Here is a 20,310-nt window from a genome sequence, read left to right as displayed (position 1 = left end):
AGATAGACAATGAGAGGCAGTATGAAAGACAGAATTACAGGTAAAAGACCGAAGACGTTTGCTATGTTAATGCTCGCTAGTGCGATGTTGGTTACTGCTGGATGCGGTAACTCCGGCACCAAGGAGACTACCGAATCCAGTGGTACCGATCCGATTACGATCTCATTCTTCGGTGCGGACCCTAGTCCAACCTGGAACAACATGCAGGATGCCGTTGGTAAAGAGATCACAAAGCAAACCGGAGTAACGATTGAAGCAGAGTATGATGTCAACAATGGTGGTGACCAAAAGGTTGCATTGATGGCAGCTAGCGGCGACTATCCAGACATGATTTTCCCAAAAGGAAACTTGTCAAAGCTGGTGGACGCAGGTGCAATGATTGACCTGACCGATCTGATTGAAGAACATGCACCGAACCTGAAGAAAATCTATGGTGATCAGATGAACCGTCTGAAATACAGCACGGAAGATCAAGCGATCTATACCATCCCAACGAATATGGGGGTAGACAACGTTGTCTTTGACGCGACAGGCGGATTCGAAATCCAGCAAAAGGTACTGAAAGAACTTGGTTATCCTGAAGTAAAAACACTTGAGGACTACGAAAAAGTACTTCGTGCCTATTATGAAAAACATCCAACGATCGACGGTCAGCCAACGATTCCATTGACGCTGAATGCCGATGACTGGAAAATCATGATCACGGTTACGAATCCGGCCTTCCAGGCAACAGGTGCACCGGATGATGGTGAATACTATATCGATCCAGAAACGTATGAAGCGAAACTTCACTACAAACGCCCAGAGGAGAAAGAATACTTCCGGTGGCTGAACAAAATGTACAATGAGGGCCTTCTGGACAAAGATACGTTTGTACAAAAGGATGACCAGTACAAATCCAAAATTGCCAGCGGCCGTGTTCTGGGCCTGATTGATCAGGAGTGGAACTATGGTGAGGCTGAAAATGCATTGAAATCCGCAGGCAAGGATGACAGCACGTATGCTCATTTCTCTGTTTCCCTGAATAAAGATATCGTTGACCATACGTTCCAGCCAACAGGGTTTGACGGTTACGGCATCGGAATTACCACGTCCGCGAAAGATCCGGTTCGGATCATCAAGTTCATGGATTGGCTTGCATCGGATGAAGGTCAAGTCCTGAGAAACTGGGGCATTGAAGGCGACCATTATAAAGTAGAAGATGGTAAACGTGTGATTCCGCAGGAAATTCAGGATCGCAAAGTAAATGATAACTCCGCATTCACCAAAGAAACGGGAATTGGCATGTATAATATTTTCAGTGCCAGATACGGCGATGGTGTGAAGGATGCAACCGACAATTATTACACAACGAACTTCCCTGAGCAGATACAGGCTGGATACACAGCGGCGGAGAAGGAAACGTTGAAAGCTTACGGTATCAGTACATGGAAGGATTTCTACCCTTCTGAAGATGATCTGAAGCTGAAGGAATGGGGCGCAGCGTATAATATGCCCGTACCTTCCGGAACAGATTACAGTGTTAAATTCCAGAAAACACAGGATATCGTCCGCAAACGAATTCCGGAAGCTGTCTTGACTTCACCAGCCAATTTCGATGCGACCTATGATGCATTCCTGGCTGAGCTGGACAAAGCCGGTGCAGTGGAGATGGAGAAACAGTATACGGAATGGATCAAAGATCGTGTGTCTCTGTGGACAGGTAAAGATGTGAAATAACAGGAGATATCCACTATGGTTTTCATCCGGAAAAGGCCCTCGCTCTGAGGGCTTTTTTTTGTGGAGCTGTGAGAAGGAGCATTGACGACATTTTTGAAATCGAATATAATCCTCTTATTGTAAGCACTCCCATTCCAAAATGGGATATCCCCGCTGGTTGTGATGTTATGACTGCTTAAAGCGAATTGCCTTTTTTATTTACACTTCTTCGAAAACGTTTTAGGAAACTGGTTTCGTAATGAAAATGTACCACCTATATTTTTAGTATGCCGCCGGATCAATGATCCAGGCGCCATCAGAGACGGAGGATTAAGCCATGACCATATTTCAATTCCCTCAGGATTTCCGCTGGGGAACAGCAACTGCATCCTATCAGATTGAAGGGGCTGCGCACGAGGGAGGACGCGGAGTTTCCATCTGGGATACATTTGCACGCACTCCTGGCAAAGTGTTTAATGGCGACAATGGTGATGTCGCTTGCGACAGCTACCACCGTTATGAAGAAGACATTGCACTGATGAAAAAGCTCGGTATCAACACCTATCGTTTCTCCATTGCATGGCCGCGTATTATTCCGGACGGAGATGGCGAAATCAACCGTGAAGGCCTGGATTTCTATCATCGTTTTGTAGATGCTTTGATTGATGCTGGAATTGAACCGTTCCTTACCTTGTATCACTGGGACCTGCCGCAGACACTGGAAGATGACGGGGGTTGGGGAAATCGCAGAACCGTAGATGCTTTTGTCAAATATGCAGAAGTGATCTTCAAAGAGTTCTCAGGCAAAATCAATTTCTGGCTTACCTTTAACGAACCATGGTGTATTGCATTCCTCTCGAATATGCTGGGTATCCATGCACCGGGTAACAAAGATGTGCAGACAGCCATTAACGTGGCTCACGGCCTGCTGGTTGCTCACGGTAAGGCTGTACAATCCTTCCGCCGTATGGGGATTACAGGACAGATCGGTATTGCTCCGAATGTTTGTTGGGCTGAGCCTTACAGTAAATCTCCTGAGGATCAAGCAGCATGTGATCGTTCGATCGCGCTGAACACAGACTGGTTCCTGGATCCAATCTACAAGGGCTCATATCCACAATTTTTGGTGGATTGGTTTGCAGAGGCTGGCGCAACCGTGCCGATTCAGGACGGGGATATGGAAATTATCTCAGAGCCGATCGACCTGTTGGGGATAAATTATTACACGATGGGCATTAACCGTTATAACCCGGAGGCAGGTGTACTTCAGTCTGAAGAGCTGAATATGGGCCTGATCAAAACAGACATCGGCTGGCCGGTGGAATCACGCGGCTTGTATGAATTCATGCATTACTTGCAGAAGTACGGCAACGTGGATGTATATATTACCGAGAACGGTGCCTGCATTAATGATGATCTGGAGAATGGGAAAATTAACGATGATCGCCGCATCTCTTATTATGAGCAGCATTTGGCCCAAATCCATCGGATTATCAATGACGGAATTAACCTGAAAGGTTATATGGCCTGGTCTCTAATGGACAACTTTGAATGGGCCGAGGGATACCGGATGCGCTTTGGTCTGGTGCATGTCGATTATCGTTCGCTTGTAAGAACCCCTAAGGAAAGCTTTTACTGGTATCAGAACGTGATCAAGAACAATTGGCTGGAAATTCGGAACTAATTGGTTTATTGTACGGATTTATGTTTCTTCTATTATATATAGGCGGCTCTGTCGGATATTTCCGATGGGCCGCTTTTTTCTGCTGTCTGAGTAAAAATGAAGTTCATAAACCGTTCATAAGCTTCAGCCTGTAATGGTGTTATGAAACGAGTGTTTTTGGGTTATAAGAAGTAAGAGGATGTGTGAATGCGTTTGTCAATATGTTTCACGGAAATAAAGTGTCCAAAATGAGAAATAAATTTGAACATTTATTGACTAAAATTCATACTAATGTGGTATATTTGTATAAGGAAAGCACTTACAAAAAGGGAAAAGGAAGTGTTTACTATGGCATCGAAGACAGCAATGGTCAGCCAATTAGAGCGTAAAGATAAAAATATGCGTCGCGCAGTCTTGACGATGACAGTTTTGGCATGGATTGCACTGATTACTGGAGTTGTGCTGTGCCTAATTAACTTGAATGATTTTAATGATCGTAATTTGGGATTAATGGTTGGCATTGGTTTTCTTGTAGGGAGCGTATTTATTTACGTCATTGCCAAAGCGATTGGTCTGGTTCATACACGCCGGGAAGACGAAGGCGCGGATTAATTATAATCCTGCGCAATATTGTCCATAATAAGACTGGAATATTCCCCGGAATCCAGTCAATAAAGCCCTTTGCGGATTCGTTGACCTTGTTCAACGGGACTGCAAAGGGTTTTATTTTGTGACCTGGAGTGTAAAGATTACAATGTACAAATATCAACCGATCCAGTGATTTGTGAGAAAAAATTCACACATTTAGGGTGTAAAATCGACAAATTTGTTAACAAGAATAAAAAAGTCGCTCGTTTCTGATATCTTTAGTAGGAAGAGAGTAGTATACTGATTTTTTAGTATGAGCGAATATTTGAGGAGAGGGGATCAAAATGAACAAGAAACCTAGGTCGCTAACTCGGATTATTATTCCGGTTGTCCTGACGTTGGTTACAATTGCCTTGATTGTCTGGCCAATGGTGGCAGGCGGGCAGTACGTTGTTATGGATCCGAAGGGGCCTATCGGCGCATCGCAGAGAGATCTGATTGTTATTACGACACTTCTTTGTGCGATCGTTATCGTTCCTGTGTTGATTTTGTCTGCTGTAATCGTTTGGCGTTACCGCGACAAGCCAGACAACAAAAACGAGTACCAGCCAAACTGGGCTCACAATACGAAGGCGGAAGTTATCTGGTGGACCATTCCGATTATTGTTGTCGGGCTGATTGCCATTATTACAGTTCGCTACACGTATGACCTTGAGCCTTCCAAGCCGCTGGCTCATGAGAAAGCACCAATTACGATTCAGGTATCTTCACTGGATTGGAAATGGTTGTTCCTGTATCCTGAGCAGGGCATTGCAACGGTTAACACGCTGAATATTCCGGCAGACCGGCCTGTGAAATTTGAGCTTACTGCGGATTCACCGATGAACTCATTCTGGATTCCGCAGCTGGGTGGACAAATTTACACGATGTCAGGTATGGCGATGACCTTGTATTTGCAAGCAGACCATGAAGGTAAATACTGGGGCTCGGGAGCTAACTTCACCGGTGAACACTTTGCGCAGATGCGTTTTGATGTAAATGCGACTTCGGATGAAGAGTTCGACCAATGGGTGAGGGAAGTTAAAGACCAATCCCAGCCAATGACACAAGAAACGTATGATGCTCTGGCGAAGCCGGGAACAAGTAATGTTGCTTATTACTCTGCCTTCCCTGAAGGTTTGTTCCAGAACATCGTGACTAAATATGTTGTTGACGGCAAAAGTGCTCACAGCAAGCATGAAAGTTCAAGTTCGAACGAAGCTGCTGGAGACAAATCCTTATCTGTACCGAAAGTAAATACAAGTACGAACTAAAGATTGAAAGGAGGCCCCCAATGTTAGAGAGATTAAAGGAGTTTGCATCGGAGTTTTTTGTAACCGGCGACCCGCTGATCTATGGAGCAGACGTGGCGATCGGGATTACGATTATTGCGATCGTATCGGTGCTGACTTATTTCAAAAAATGGGGCTGGCTCTGGCGTAACTGGTTAACTACTGTCGATCATAAAAAGATCGGTATTATGTATATCATTGCTTCCATTATCATGTTGTTCCGTGGTGGTGTGGATGCATTGATGATGCGTCTGCAGCTGGCTATGCCTAATATGGATTTCTTACATCCAGAACACTATAATCAGGTCTTCACAACACATGGTACGATCATGATCCTGTTCATGGCGATGCCATTTATGTTCGGTTTGTTTAACGTCATTGTGCCGTTACAGATCGGAGCAAGGGACGTGGCATTCCCGTTCCTGAACGCACTGAGCTTCTGGTTATTCTTCCTGGGCGCAATGCTGTTCAACCTGTCCTTCGTCATCGGTGGTTCACCGGATGCTGGATGGCTGAGTTATCCGCCTCTATCGGAGCTGTCACACAGTCCGGGGGTAGGACAGAACTTCTATATATGGGGTATCCAGATATCGGGTATCGGTTCCCTGGCGACCGGTATCAACTTTATGGTTACCATCATTAAAATGCGTGCGCCAGGCATGAAATGGATGAAACTGCCGATGTTTACATGGTCGGTATTCTCCACTTGTATTATTATCTTGTTTGCTTTCCCGATCTTGACCGTGACACTTGCACTGCTTTTCCTCGACAGGTTTGCCGGGGCGCACTTCTTCACACTTGATCTGGGCGGCAACCCAATGATGTATATCAACTTGATCTGGATGTGGGGTCACCCTGAGGTATACATTGTCGTCTTGCCGGCATTTGGTGTGTTCTCCGAGATCGTAAGTACGTTCTCTCGTAAAAAACTGTTTGGTTACAAATCGATGGTATTCGCGATGCTGATCATCAGCTTCCTGTCCTTCTTTACATGGGCGCATCACTTCTTCACGATGGGTTCCGGGGCGGACGTCAATGCATTCTTCGCGGTAACTACGATGCTGATTGCGATTCCGACAGGGGTTAAAGTCTTTAACTGGCTGTTCACGATGTATCGAGGCAGGATACGCATGGCTACACCGATGATGTGGACCATTGCCTTTATCCCGTGCTTCATCGTCGGGGGGATGACAGGTGTTATGCTGTCCGTAGCTCCTGCTGACTTCCAGTTCCACAACAGTTACTTCCTGATTGCTCACTTCCACCAAGTGTTGATCGGCGGCGTTGTCTTTGGATACTTCGCAGGTCTGTACTACTGGTGGCCTAAAATGTTTGGTTTCCAACTCGAAGAGAAACTGGGCAAATGGGCATTCTGGACTTGGAATATTGGTTTCTATGTCTGCTTCATGCCGCAGTACGCTGTCGGTCTGATGGGTATGACACGTCGTCTGAGCACATATGGCTGGGATACTGGCTGGTGGGAACTCAACTTCGTATCCACAATCGGGGCATTCCTGATGGGTGTCGGATTCTTGTTCCAAGTTGCACAAATTGCAGACGGTATTCGTAAATACAAAACACTCAAAGCATCTGGCGATCCATGGGATGGTCGTACGCTTGAGTGGTCTATTCCTTCACCAGCTCCGGAATACAACTTCGCTGTTACACCGCGCGGAGATGATGTGGATGAGTGGTGGGAAGAGAAAGAACGTCGTGCGAAAGGTATTCATCCGCCTGAGCCTGTATATGAGCCAATTCATATGCCGAAGAATTCCTCGATTCCGTTCATTATGTCTGTCTTCTGGTTCGTAGCCGGTTTTGGCTTCGTCTTCGGATGGCTGTGGATGGCAATTCTCGGACTTGCTGGCGTAGGTATCTGCATGATCGCTCGTTCCTTCTCTTACGATACGGATTATTATATTCCGGTCGATGAAATTAAACGTACCGAAGCGTCGTTAAGGGGGTCGGTATAGATGGCTCAAGCAGCCGCTAAGCACGGTGAGAATCATGCACACGGTCATGACCATGGCCACCATGATCCACAGGAAATGAAAATTCTCGGATTCTGGTTCTTCCTGATTTCCGACGTTATCCTGTTCTCCGTATTGTTCGCAACCTTCATTGTGCTGCGTGACAATACGGCGGGCGGACCGATTTTGTCTGACTTGATCAAAATGCCTGGTGTAATTGCCGAAACCTTCCTATTGCTCACAAGTTCCTTTACGAGTGGACTTGCGGTTCTGGCAATGAACCAGGGTAAAGTAAAACAATTGATTAACTGGCTTATCATTACAGCTGTTCTGGGTGCAGGCTTCCTTGCACTGGAAATTTATGAATTTGTTGAGATGGTTCACGAAGGATTCAGCTACACAACGAGTGCTGCTTCCGGCGCGTTCTTTACCCTCGTGGGTACTCACGGACTCCACGTATCGCTCGGTCTGATCTGGATGATCGGACTGATGTTCCAACTGAAAAAACGGGGTATTACCGATGTCACTCGCGGTAAAATCAACGTAATCAGCTTGTACTGGCACTTCTTGGACGTCGTATGGATTTTCCTCCTGACGATCGTCTATCTGATGGGGGTGATGTAGATGGCAGAGCACAACGCACATGATTCCCATGGACACGAACAACATGGCTCACTGAAGTCCTATGTCGTCGGTTTCATTCTGTCCATCGTTCTGACCATCATTCCTCTGGTCGTGGTGCTGAACGATATGATGGGCAAAACAGGAACAATGGTTGTTATTCTTGGTACAGCGGCACTTCAGTTTGTGGTTCAACTCTTCTTCTTCATGCATATCCGTGAAACAGAGAAGCCTCGCTGGAATGTGATGGCCCTTATCTTCGGATTGCTGATGATGTTGACCATCGTCATTGGTTCGATCTGGATCATGCTGAACAACGCAGTAGCACATTAATATGTAACATAGAGAACCTTCTCGTCTGTCATTCAGGCGAGAAGGTTCTTTTTTATTTTTTTGTAAGTAGTGGTATGGAAAAAACGATCATATGTGCTGTTATAGGTGGTTGCATAGAATGTTTTTAATGTTACGATGTTTATATAATGGAATGTTGTTCCAGCATACAGCGGGAAAGACTTAAGAGCTTGGTTAGGAGAGAGAGTAGAATGAGAGCAAAGGTCATCCGATATTATCGTTTTGGGGAACCAAATGAAGTACTGCTTGTGGAAGAAAAAGAAATACTACGGCCTGGGGAGGGCGAAGTAAACGTAAGAATGTTGGCCAGACCTATTAATCCATCCGATCTTATTCCTGTTCGAGGAGCCTATTCACATCGCACGCTGCTGCCGGCTGTTCCTGGTTTTGAGGGTGTGGGAGTGGTAGAGGCTGTCGGGAGCGGAGTATCACATCACATGCTGGGGCGTCGTGTTTTACCGTTAAGGGGAGAGAATACGTGGCAGGAAGTAGTGAAGACTTCTGCTAGGCATGCAGTCATCGTGCCTGATGAGATCTGTGACGAAACGGCATCTCAGATTTACATTAATCCCGTAACTGCTTGGCTGATCTGTAACCGTATGCTGCATCTTACGTATGGTAATACATTGATCGTCAATGCCGGCGGCTCTGCAATTGGGCGTGTATTTGCACAATTATCGAAAATTATCGGTTTTCGAATGATCGCGCTTACAAGGAGCGATCGGCACACTGCTGACCTGCTCCGTCTTGGGGCGGATGTCATCGTGAACACAACAAAGGAACAGCTTCAGGAAAGAATCATGACAATAACAGAAGGACGAGGCGCTGATGCAGCCGTGGATTGTATTGGCGGAACGGATGGAGAGCAGCTCGTGAGCTGTCTTGGACAGAGCGGTATGCTTATCAGTATTGGACTGCTTTCAGGAATTACCCCATTGTGGCATGAGTTAACCCGAGGAACACAAGTTCAAGTGAAGCTCTTCTGGCTTAAACACTGGGTGGAACGCTGTTCACAGGAGGAGTGGACGCAGGTATTTAATGAGGTAATGACGCTGATCCGTGCTGGGCAGCTGGTCATGGCAGACACGAGCGAGAACTATGAGTTAACGAATGTGCATCAGGCTGCTGCTGCGGCGGAAGCGGGTTTGAAGGGGAAAATACTTTTGAGGAGCTGGAGGTGATTGAGTTGGCAATTCTGAAAAAAATCATGTGTCTAAGTATGTTATGTATGGTTCTTCTTGTGCTATCTGCTTGCTCGGAAAAAACGGAGAGCAGCCTGGTGACGGGAGATGAGGAGCCGAGTCTTCCGGCGGTTGAAGTTTCTTTGCAGGAGGCGGAAGCCAGGGTTCCTTTCAAAATTAAACAGCCGGTCGTCCCGTTTGAAATCACCGAACAATATACTCGAATTTTAGAAACGAATGGAACATACGAAGCAGTGGAAATGACGTATGCAAACAAGGACGAGGATGCAAACTTAATTCTGCTGATCACCAACTCCAAGGCAGATACCCCTCCAAAAGGGAAAATAGGTCGTAAGTTAACCAACGGTTCACAAACCTGGGACCAAGGGAATGGAGAAATAAGTGCCATCTACTGGAGAGATGAGGGGTTAACTTATGCTCTTGTATCCGGCAAAAATAACAATCTTGAACCGCTGTACGACTACACAACATTATTAGAAATAGCGAATACGATCTAATGATTTTCATTTTTCTTAAAATAAGGGTACACAAAAGATACAAAATGAACTAAAATGAACTTATATGAACTTTAACAAACATTAATGAACACGATTGACTGTCAGAAGGACTCAACAAGGCTCGATCCTAACATTATTCATAAGACGAAAGGGATGGATTACAGATGGAAAACCGTTATGCAGCACACCCGAATGAAGTGAAGACGTATGATACAGCTCGTTTGCGTGAGGAATTCCTTATGGAGCAGTTGTTTGCCAAAGACGAACTGGTGACTGTGTACTCTCATGTGGATCGTTACATTGTGGGAACTGCAGTGACACACAGCAAGGACATCACCCTTGAAGTAAACTTGAAAGATATCGGAACGGACTTTTTCTTGGAGCGCCGTGAAATCGGTATCATTAATGTGGGTGGACAAGGTACTGTAACAGCGGACGGAGAAGTGTACGAAATTGGAGCGAAAGAATGTCTTTATATCGGTAAAGGGGTCAAGGAAGTTGTATTCAAGAGTAATGGCACCGAGCAAGCGGCTCAGTTCTATTTCGTTTCTACACCAGCTCACCATACCTATCCGACAGTAAAAGCAACCCAAGAGCAAGCACAGCCGAACCATCTCGGCAGCATCGAAAGCTCGAACGAACGTACCATTTATCGTTACATTCACCAGGGTGAAGGCGGAATCAAGAGCTGCCAGCTCGTGATGGGTATCACGGAATTGAACAAAGGAAACATGTGGAACACGATGCCTGCACATACGCATAACCGTCGTTCTGAAGTATACCTGTACTGGAATCTGCCTGAAGATGGCGTTGTATTCCACATGATGGGTGAACCGAACGAAACACGCCATCTCGTTGTACGTGATCGTCAAGCGATCATCTCTCCAAGCTGGTCTATTCACAGCGGTGTGGGTACGAGCAATTATACATTCTGCTGGGCCATGGCTGGGGAAAATCAGACGTTTGAAGACATGGACGGCGTAGCGATGAAAGATCTGAAATAAACAATAATCCAAGAATCAATACATGAATAAATACAAATAAATGATTGAATGAAGCAATGAACCATGTACAATGAATCTACCAATGAAGTAACCGATGAATGTTCGAATTTAAGCCGTCTGATGTGGAAGTGAATGGGAATGTGTCATTCAAACACGATATTCATTTTTGCATTCAGAAATAGGAAGTTGATTAGATGAATCCATTGAAACGACATGAAAAAATAATGGAGGCTCTGCTGGAGCGCCAGGAAGTCACCGTCAGCGATTTGAGCGAACTGCTGCAGGTGACAGGCAAAACGGTACGAGAGGATCTCGACAAGCTGGAGACTATGGGACTGCTTGTACGTGTACATGGCGGGGCCATGCTTGCTCAGAACGACCAGTATGGCATTTTGAACAGCAGGGGAGTGCTGGAGAAGCGCCAGTCCGAGAAAACCGAGATTGCGGAGCGGGCGCTTGCTTACATCAAACCGGGTGATATTGTCGCTCTGGATGGTGGAAGCACAACGCTGGAGATGGCGAAACGATTGGAGAATCAGCCGTTGACAGTGATTACGAGTGATTTGTATATCATTGCAGAGCTGACGAAAAAGGAACAGGTACGGCTGGTCGTTCCCGGTGGAGCGCGTGTGCGTAATATGTTGGTGGGTGAGGATACAGCGGCGTTTATCTCCGGTCTGAATATTCACAAAGCCTTTATTTCAACCACGGCGCTTCATCCCGAATTTGGATTGTCCATCTATACAGGGGATTTAGTTCCCTTGAAAAAAGCGATGATTGCTGCCGCACAGCAGGTATTTGGTGTGGTGGATCATTACAAATTCGGGCAGTTTGCTCTCCGTACTTTCGCGCAGTGTTCTGAACTGGATTATATTATCAGTGACCGACATCTGGAAGAAGAGACAGCGGATCTATACAGGCAGCTTGGTGTCAATGTGGATTACCATAGTTAACTTCATATCCTTTTTACGTAATGAAATAACGAATGATTAATGTTGTTGTTTGCATATCAAAGACATGCGGAGGAATTGTTCATGAACCCATTTGATTTAAGCGGACAAGTTGCCATGGTGACAGGTACTTCGGGAGGACTCGGGCAGGGAATGGCTGTTGGCCTTGCGGAAGCTGGGGCTGATGTGGTGCTGGTGTCATACTCCAAACCGGCAGAGACAGCAAGTGCTATTGAAGCGCTGGGACGCAAAGCGTATATCATTGAAGCTGACCTGAGCAAGGAAGAGGAGCTTTCAGCTGTATTTGAAAAAGCGCTCGCTTTCCAGGGCAGAATTGATATTCTCGTCAACAATGCCGGCATTATTCGCCGCACTCCGGCAGCAGATCACGCGCATCAGGACTGGCATGATGTTATTGCGCTGAACCTGAACAGTGTATTTTTCCTGAGTCAGCTGGCAGGCAGACATATGATTGAACGTGGAAGCGGCAAAATCATTAATATCGCATCGATGCTTTCCTATCAGGGCGGCATTAATGTACCGGGATATACAGCTAGTAAACATGGCGTTGCCGGGTTGACGAAGGCGCTCGCCAATGAATGGGCTGGCAAGGGTATTCAGATTAACGGAATTGCCCCAGGTTATATGGAAACCGATAATACAACGCAAATTCGTGCGGACGAGAATCGTTACCGCGATATTACGGCACGTATTCCTGCAGGGCGTTGGGGAACTCCTGAGGATTTGAAAGGTCCGGTTGTGTTCTTGGCTTCTGCCGCATCGGATTACTTGAATGGTCACGTACTGAATGTGGATGGCGGATGGATGGCACGTTAATCGGGCTTTCGAGATTCGCTCTGCAGAAGGAGGCAGTGAGATGAAACTTGGCATTCTGGCCCATACGTTTGGTAAACGGCCTACAGCTGAACTGGCACAGACGATTGCGGATAATGGATTCAACTCCGTGCAGCTGGCTCTTGCCAAAGCGTTGTCGGATATGGATTCAGCGAATGGCAAATTGAGCCCTGGATTCGCTAATGAGGTAGGAGAACAATTTGCCAGCCGCGGAGTGAAAATTGCTGTTCTGGGCTGTTATATCAATCCGATTGATCCTGATCCTGTGAGCCGTCGCGCAGACATTAACCGGTTCAAGGAACATTTGCGATATGCCCGGGATTTCGGGTGCAGTATGGTGGCAACAGAAACAGGAGAACGAACGACTTATCGGGATACTCATCCAGACACGTATGATGAAAAGTCATGGAGTGTTCTGAAGGACACGCTGGAGGAAATCACGGAGGAAGCCGAGAAATGGGGCGTACATGCCGCCATTGAACCTGTAGCGACACATACGCTTCATACGCATGAACATATGACCCGTTTGTTTGAAGAGATTCCATCATCTAATCTGGGTATGCTGTTTGATCCGTGCAATCTTATTAAACAGCATCATACAGCAGATCAAGGAGCTTTTCTGCGCGAAGTCATGGAGAAGCTGTATGAGAAGATTATCGTGATTCATGCAAAGGATGTAGCTTTCAATGTACAGGGGGAGAAGTATAATCCTGTTCCTGGTGCGGGAATTCTGGATTATCCGTTGTTCTTCGAATTGCTCAAGACGTATAAACCACACATTGATATCTCGCTGGAAGGTGTGAATGCAGAAGAGGCTGTTCCTGCTGCCAAGCATCTGCGTGAGGTGTGGAATGCTGTAAGGGTGTGAAGAGTTGAGAAGCTCGTCTGCTCATGAAGCTCACACTTATGATTTTGAGTTATATATTGCAAGTTAAATGATTGAAGTTGATTGAAAGAATCGAAAAACCTTTGCTGCGGCGAAGGTTTTTTTGCTGCAGGCGATGTGAGATTTACATATTTATATTTCTTATCGGAAAAATCGGAAATAAACTCTTTTCAAAACCGACATCTTGTGAGAGAATATGGAAAACATAAGCTGTCATGAACAGATATCAGTAAAGCAGGAATTGAGAATCAACACACACACAAGAATGTATATATCAAGGGAGGATTCAGAATTATGTCAAACGAACGTGAGCTTTCATTTGAAACATTAGCTATTCATGCAGGTCAAGAGATTGACCCTACAACTCAATCTAGAGCTGTACCCCTGTACCAGACCACATCTTATGGATTCCGCGATACGGAGCATGCCGCTAATCTGTTTGGTTTGAAAGAGTTTGGCAACATCTACACACGTCTGATGAATCCGACAACGGATGTATTTGAGCAGCGGATTGCGGCGCTGGAAGGTGGAGCAGGCGCATTGGCTACAGCTTCGGGTCAGGCTGCTATTACGTTCTCTTTGCTAAACATTGCTGGTGCTGGAGATGAGATCGTGTCCTCGGCGAGCCTGTACGGTGGTACGTATAACCTGTTCTCTACAACACTGCCGAAACTGGGTCTTGATGTGAAGTTCGTAGATTCCAGTGATCCAGAGAATTTCCGTGCGGCAATTACGGAGAAAACAAAAGCGTTGTACGCTGAAACGATTGGTAACCCGAAAGGTAACGTACTTGATATTGAAGCCGTGGCAGCGATTGCTCATGAGCACGGAATTCCATTGATCGTGGATAACACATTCCCAAGTCCGTATCTGCTTCGTCCAATTGAGCATGGAGCGGACATTGTCGTTCACTCTGCGACGAAGTTTATTGGCGGACATGGTACGTCCATCGGCGGTGTAATTGTAGACAGTGGTAAATTCGACTGGAAAGCAAGTGGCAAATTCCCGGGATTGACTGAGCCAGACCCAAGTTACCATGGGGTTGTGTATACAGAAGCGGTTGGCCCGATTGCTTATATTATTAAAGCACGTGTACAGCTGCTGCGTGACCTCGGTGCATCCATCTCCCCATTTAACTCATGGTTGTTAGTACAAGGTTTGGAGACACTGCATCTTCGTGTGGAACGTCACAGCAGCAACGCTCTGGCCGTAGCGGAATATTTGGAGAAACATGAAGATGTTCTTTGGGTGAGCTATGCAGGTCTGCCAAGTCACCCATCTTATGAGCTTGCACAGAAATATCTGCCAAGAGGGCAGGGGGCAATCTTAACGTTTGGAATTAAAGGCGGCGTAGAAGCAGGACGTAAACTGATCGAAAATGTAAAACTGTTCTCTCACCTCGCCAACGTGGGCGACTCCAAGTCATTGATCATTCATCCGGCAAGCACCACGCATGCCCAACTGACGGCCGAAGAGCAGACCGCAGCTGGCGTAAATCCGGAGTTGATCCGTCTGTCCATCGGTACAGAGAACATTCAAGATATCATCTATGATCTGGAGCAGGCGATTAAAGCGAGCCAGGGTGCAGGCGTAGGGGCTTAACGCGTAAGATAAATTAAAAGGTTAAAGAATAGTCAATGTACAGCATAAGGTCAGAGCCGTGTTCAGCGGACTTTGGCCTTTTTTGCGGGCCATTTTCGGTAGATGTCTGGCGAATTGCGTGTCTTGGTGAAACTTCACCAAGCGGAATGAGAGGATAAGAGTGTAGAGCGCTGTGTTTACTTTTGATATGCTTAATGTACTATAGTTCCCCTAGGAAGGAGGCGGACAGGATTACATTGCGTATAGGTTATGCTGTTCCCATTCTAATCTTAGCAGCTGCTGATATTGGCCTGTTGATCTTCATTATAAGCAGCTTTCAAGGTTTATCTGAGACAGGAAGGGCAAGTTTGCTGCTGCTTGTATTTGCTTTGCTGACTGCATTAACAATTATATCTATTGTTCGGTATATTTCATGGATTAGGGACAAAAGAATTTGATGTTTTTATGCAGGGCATGATCAGACAGGATAGGTGATTATATTTCTTTCTTGTGACTTTTGGCTGCTGTTAACGGGTTTGATTCCCTATTCAAGTTACTATTCAAGTCGCTGCTGGCGGCTTTTTTAGTATCTACGTTTGATGTTAAGTCTGGAGTTTTATTTGGGATATCCATTTACAAATCCACGACACAGGCATATAATAAAACAAAAGTTGCATTGAGTAAAAATAATTGCATAAGCACAAAAATGATTATCATTCTCACTGAATAATTGATTCATTGAGGATGCGAAATCATCTCTAAACCATGCTGCTGCGGGATTTCCGCAGCAGCATGTGCCATTTTTAGGGCAGTAACAATGGCTCTCATTCTCAATACAACTTAGGTTAAGACAGTCAGATGAGAAGCGGAAACCAGCAGCAGTCGAAATGTTCGATTCAGCGAAGTCCAACGAATAAGCAGAAACCAAAGCCAAAGCAAAACCAAAAGCGAAAGACAAAATGCAGTGTCGTTACGCTCAAAAACCCATACGGAAGGAACGTGATTTATATGCAAGCGATACACCAGCCTTTACAAGGAAAACAGCAAGCCAAGCAGCAATCGACCCATACTCCTGGTCCTAACCGGGGCAAGAAGCCGGACTTCCGAGTCATGCTGCAGAACAAGGAGATGCAGGCGGCTTTAGGCAGCGGTCTTATGATGCTAATTGCATGGGGGATTGCTCCTTACTTTGGGACATTGTCTGTCATACTTTACATTGCAGCTTATGTTATCGGGGGCTGGACCAAGGCGAAGGAAGGCATTGGAACGCTGGTCAAAGACCGCGACCTGGACGTTAACCTGCTGATGATTGCCGCATCACTCGGAGCAGCGGCTATCGGGTACTGGAATGAAGGAGCAATGTTGATCTTTATTTTTGCCCTCAGCGGAGCCTTGGAGAGTTATGCGACGGAGCGCAGTCACAAAGATATTTCATCCCTCCTGGCACTTAAACCCGAGACGGCACTGCGGATTGAAGATGGACAGATGAATGTGGCAGCTATTGAGGATTTGAAGCCAGGGGATCTGCTGCTGGTGAAGCCGGGAGAGCTGATTCCAGCGGATGGGGTGGTTTACCGGGGAAGCTCTTTTATCAACCAGTCGTCTATTACAGGAGAATCCATGCCGGTGGATAAGAACATAGGTGACGAAGTTTATGCAGGTACGGTGAATGGCGAAGGGGCAGTATATGTCGAGGTCACCAAGTCAGCTGAAGGTTCGCTGTTCGGCAAGATTATTAAAATGGTGGAAGAAACACAGGCTGAGGTGCCGGACTCGCAGCGTTTTATGGAACGCTTTGAAGGTATTTATGCTCGCATCGTTGTAGGAGTTACGATTCTGGTTATTGTAGGAACACCGTTGATCTTGGGATGGACGTGGAATGAAGCTTTCTACAAAGCAATGGTTTTTCTTGTGGTGGCTTCACCATGTGCGCTTGTTTCATCGATCATGCCTGTAATGCTGTCCGCAATGTCGAGCAGCGCCCGCCGCGGCATTTTGTTCAAGGGTGGGGCGCATATGGAGAATATTGCTCATACCAAGGTGGTTGCTTTTGACAAAACAGGTACGCTCACGATGGGAACACCCCAAGTAACAGATATTCTGACTGCACCGGGCATAAGTAGGGAGCAGCTGTTATCTGCGGCAGCGTCCATTGAAAATCTCTCGATGCACCCTCTTGCCCGTGCTGTTGTTGAACAGGCCAATAAGGAAAATCTGCCTTTGCAGGAAGCAGAGCATGTGCAGTCCATTACTGGACACGGCATTGAAGGAACGTTGAACGGCATCGTATGGAATATTGGAAGGCTGGATGGAACAGTGTGGGCACAAGATACACGAGAGATGCAGATGGAAGAGAGGAGAGCCGCGAAAACCCTGGGGCTAATGCCGAACGGAGAATCGAAGGATAGTAATTCCCTGGAACCCACAGCCGATGAAGTTGAAAGATCCGTAAACCGTGCTCCAGAGTGGGGAGAGGTATGTGCTGCGCTGGAGCAGGAAGGGAAAACGATATCCGTTGTAACCGTGAATGGTGAGTTTGCAGGTTTGATTGCGATGCGGGACAGGATTCGCCCACAGGCAGCAGCTGCTGTACAGAAGCTGAAGAGCATGGGGGTCGAAGCTGCGATGTTAACCGGTGACCGTGCCCGTTCCGCCTCGGTGATTGCTGGCGAAACGGGAGTTAGTCTGGTTTATGCAGATCTGCTGCCTGAAGACAAGGTGAAACAGGTACAATCGCTTCGCGAGCAGTACGGCCATGTGCTGATGGTTGGTGACGGGGTCAATGATGCCCCAGCACTTGCGGCAGCAACCGTGGGTATGGGGATGGGCTTATCAGGAAGCGGGACGGCCATTGAGGTAGCCGATGCAGTGCTTATGAATGATAACATTGAAGAGATTGCGTGGGTGATTGGGCAGGCTCGACGGGCAGAGCGCACGGTGAAGCATAATATGTGGTTTGCCATTACAGTTATTCTGGCATTGATTGCAGGAAACTTCCTGCAGGATGTCGCCCTTCCGCTTGGCGTGGTTGGTCATGAAGGAAGTACCATTCTGGTTATTTTGAATGGACTTCGGCTGCTGCGTTAAAGTTAATCTGTCATCAAGCTTAACGTGATAGCTTTATAAAACAACTTGCAGCGCCCGGCAGCTCCCGTTTGAACCTGTGGTCAGAGGGTAATAGTCGTAGAGACGATACAGCGTATCTCGCTAATGATAGTTACTCTGATAATAACTTTGAATAATAAGGGAGCTGTGAAAAAATGGGCCGTTACGTACAAGTTGAACCGAGTGTAAAAGTATATGTTGAAGATATTGGTGAAGGGACTCCGGTGCTGTTTTTGCACGGCTGGCCTGTCAATTATAAAATGTTTGAATACCAGTTGAATGTGCTGCCGAATCACGGGATTCGTTCAATTGCGATGGATTTCAGAGGTTATGGCTTATCGGATAAGCCGTCAACCGGTTACGACTATGATCGCATGGCAGACGATGTTCGTGCGGTCATAGATGATCTGGGGCTGACGGATGCGGTGCTGGCCGGGTTCTCTATGGGTGGTGCCATTGCTGCACATTATATGGCGCGGCATCAGGGGCACGGGGTATCCAAGCTGGCGCTGCTGTCGGCAGCGGCACCTGTATTTACCCAGCGTGAAGGTTATCCGTATGGTTTGACGCCGGATGAACTGAACGAGAAGATTATTGAGCCGATTTTCACGGACCGTCCAAAGCTGCTGGATACGTTTGGCGGGATGTTTTTTGCGAAGGAGCACAGCCAGCCTTTCATGCAGTGGTTCCATGCACTCGGCATGGAAGCTTCTTCTTATGGTACGATCAGCAGTGCCATGGCGCTGCGGGATGAGGATTTGCGCGGGGAGCTGGGAACGATCCAGGTGCCTACAGCCATTTTCCACGGTAAAAAGGATGAAATCTGTCCGTTCGAATTCGCGGAGGAGATGCAGAAAGCGATCCCTTCGGCTGAAATGGTTGTTTTTGAAGAGAGTGGACACGGTGCATTTTACGATGAGTTGAACAAATATAATGCCGAACTGATTCGCTTTATCCAATCTTGATCTTGATGTTGTAGATGTTGATGTACTAGTTAAAAAGAATAAACGGAACGCCCTACCGAGGATATAAGCAATTTCAGTAATTTCATGGAATCTTCATTTGTGGCAAAATAAAGAACCCGACTTCAGCGTGCAGCTGTTGTATCGGGTTCTTTTGGCTTTCCGTTTTGACGTCTAGCTTTTTTCGTTTATGTTCCATTTAGAACAGTTCGGTCAGCCCAATCATCGTAATCAGCCCAAACAGGAACGAGATTGTTGCTGCGCGTGCATTGCCGTCTCCGTGGCTTTCGGGAATCAGCTCTTTATAAACGATGAACATCATCGCACCTGCTGCAAACGCCAAACCGTATGGTACAAGGCCAGCCACCAGACTGCTGAGCGTATATCCGATCATAGCGGTAATAATCTCTACAGCTCCGGTCAGAGTTGCAATACCAAGCGCCTTGAAGCGGCCGATATTTTGATTGACGAGAAAGAGAGCGACCAGAAAGCCTTCGGGTGCATTTTGCAGACCGATAGAAAAGGCGATCAGATTCCCCAGATTCTCATCTGTACTAGCGTAACTTACACCGACAGACAAGCCCTCCGGCAGGTTATGCATTGTAATGGCTGCGATAATCATGAAGGCTTTGCCTTCAATTTTGAAAGGCATCTTCTCGGGATTCTCCAGATCTACGTGCGGGATCCGCATCTCCAGCACAAGCAGCACCAGGCTGCCGAGCATAATGCCAAACGCGAGCACGAACAGATTGGACTGTCCGAGTGCTTCGGGAATGAGATTGTACACCGAGGCCGAGGTCATAATGCCCGCTGCGTAAGCGAGCAGAATGTCGCGCAGACGATGTGATATTTTACGCATAAATAAAATCGGTACGGCTCCAAGTCCGGTAGACATGGCCGAAATAATGCTGCCTAGTAGAGCGTCGTTCATGCTTCCATTTTCCCTCCTGATGAAGACTTCTTCATAATCGCTGCCGAGCATTGACACCGTACATAAAAGAGATCATAATGAACAACAGATTAGAATGATTATAAATTAGAATTCC

The 20,310-nt window shown here is 46.6% G+C and carries 17 protein-coding genes; 16 read left to right on the top strand and 1 reads right to left on the bottom strand.

The window, feature by feature from the left end:
* Positions 1-9: 9 nt before the first annotated feature.
* The 16 genes from MKY97_RS24625 to MKY97_RS24550 all read left to right on the top strand — a co-directional run bounded on the left by MKY97_RS24625 (position 10) and on the right by MKY97_RS24550 (position 19,267).
* On the top strand, positions 10-1,719 hold the full coding sequence (locus MKY97_RS24625; protein WP_342552841.1) for an ABC transporter substrate-binding protein: 1,710 nt from the start codon (positions 10-12) through the stop codon (positions 1,717-1,719).
* 316 nt (positions 1,720-2,035) lie between these two features.
* Positions 2,036-3,382, top strand: a complete 1,347-nt coding sequence (locus MKY97_RS24620; protein WP_342552840.1) for a GH1 family beta-glucosidase — start codon at positions 2,036-2,038, stop codon at positions 3,380-3,382.
* Positions 3,383-3,709: 327 nt separating this feature from the next.
* A complete protein-coding gene (locus MKY97_RS24615) occupies positions 3,710-3,973 on the top strand; it encodes a hypothetical protein (RefSeq protein WP_342552839.1) in 264 nt (87 codons plus the stop codon).
* 320 nt (positions 3,974-4,293) lie between these two features.
* Positions 4,294-5,262: a ubiquinol oxidase subunit II gene (cyoA, locus tag MKY97_RS24610; protein ID WP_342552838.1), complete on the top strand. Its 969-nt coding sequence runs from the start codon at positions 4,294-4,296 to the stop codon at positions 5,260-5,262.
* 20 nt (positions 5,263-5,282) lie between these two features.
* Entirely contained in the window at positions 5,283-7,253 is a 1,971-nt protein-coding gene (locus MKY97_RS24605; protein WP_342552837.1) for a cbb3-type cytochrome c oxidase subunit I, read from the top strand.
* Positions 7,254-7,874, top strand: coding sequence for a cytochrome o ubiquinol oxidase subunit III (gene cyoC, locus MKY97_RS24600; protein WP_342552836.1), 621 nt, complete (start codon positions 7,254-7,256; stop codon positions 7,872-7,874).
* Complete coding sequence (gene cyoD / locus MKY97_RS24595) at positions 7,875-8,204, top strand: cytochrome o ubiquinol oxidase subunit IV (protein ID WP_342552835.1); 330 nt, start codon at positions 7,875-7,877, stop codon at positions 8,202-8,204.
* A 209-nt stretch (positions 8,205-8,413) separates the two neighbouring features.
* Entirely contained in the window at positions 8,414-9,403 is a 990-nt protein-coding gene (locus MKY97_RS24590) for a zinc-dependent alcohol dehydrogenase family protein (protein ID WP_342552834.1), read from the top strand.
* Between the two features lie 5 nt (positions 9,404-9,408).
* A complete protein-coding gene (locus MKY97_RS24585; RefSeq protein WP_342552833.1) occupies positions 9,409-9,921 on the top strand; it encodes a hypothetical protein in 513 nt (170 codons plus the stop codon).
* 164 nt (positions 9,922-10,085) lie between these two features.
* Positions 10,086-10,925: a 5-dehydro-4-deoxy-D-glucuronate isomerase gene (gene kduI / locus MKY97_RS24580; protein WP_342552832.1), complete on the top strand. Its 840-nt coding sequence runs from the start codon at positions 10,086-10,088 to the stop codon at positions 10,923-10,925.
* Positions 10,926-11,119: 194 nt separating this feature from the next.
* Complete coding sequence (locus MKY97_RS24575) at positions 11,120-11,878, top strand: DeoR/GlpR family DNA-binding transcription regulator (RefSeq protein WP_342552831.1); 759 nt, start codon at positions 11,120-11,122, stop codon at positions 11,876-11,878.
* Between the two features lie 81 nt (positions 11,879-11,959).
* Entirely contained in the window at positions 11,960-12,712 is a 753-nt protein-coding gene (gene kduD, locus MKY97_RS24570) for a 2-dehydro-3-deoxy-D-gluconate 5-dehydrogenase KduD (protein ID WP_090924445.1), read from the top strand.
* A gap of 40 nt (positions 12,713-12,752) precedes the next feature.
* Positions 12,753-13,598 (top strand): sugar phosphate isomerase/epimerase, encoded by an 846-nt coding sequence (locus MKY97_RS24565; protein ID WP_342552830.1) that lies wholly within the window; start codon positions 12,753-12,755, stop codon positions 13,596-13,598.
* Between the two features lie 312 nt (positions 13,599-13,910).
* The gene (locus tag MKY97_RS24560; RefSeq protein ID WP_342552829.1) at positions 13,911-15,218 is read left to right on the top strand and encodes a homocysteine synthase; all 1,308 of its coding nucleotides are present in this window, start codon (positions 13,911-13,913) and stop codon (positions 15,216-15,218) included.
* A 987-nt stretch (positions 15,219-16,205) separates the two neighbouring features.
* A complete protein-coding gene (locus tag MKY97_RS24555) occupies positions 16,206-18,284 on the top strand; it encodes a heavy metal translocating P-type ATPase (protein ID WP_342552828.1) in 2,079 nt (692 codons plus the stop codon).
* Positions 18,285-18,457: 173 nt separating this feature from the next.
* Positions 18,458-19,267, top strand: coding sequence for an alpha/beta hydrolase (locus MKY97_RS24550; protein WP_342552827.1), 810 nt, complete (start codon positions 18,458-18,460; stop codon positions 19,265-19,267).
* Positions 19,268-19,463: 196 nt separating this feature from the next.
* On the opposite strand, the gene MKY97_RS24545 is transcribed toward MKY97_RS24550, so the two are convergent.
* Positions 19,464-20,195: a ZIP family metal transporter gene (locus tag MKY97_RS24545; RefSeq protein ID WP_090924449.1), complete on the bottom strand. Its 732-nt coding sequence runs from the start codon at positions 20,193-20,195 to the stop codon at positions 19,464-19,466.
* Positions 20,196-20,310: the final 115 nt, after the last annotated feature.

It is taken from the genome of Paenibacillus sp. FSL R7-0652 (genome assembly GCF_038595045.1).
Taxonomy (GTDB): domain Bacteria; phylum Bacillota; class Bacilli; order Paenibacillales; family Paenibacillaceae; genus Paenibacillus.
The sequence above is the reverse complement of the archived record's forward strand: the minus strand, read 5'-3'. Positions and strand labels throughout refer to the sequence as shown.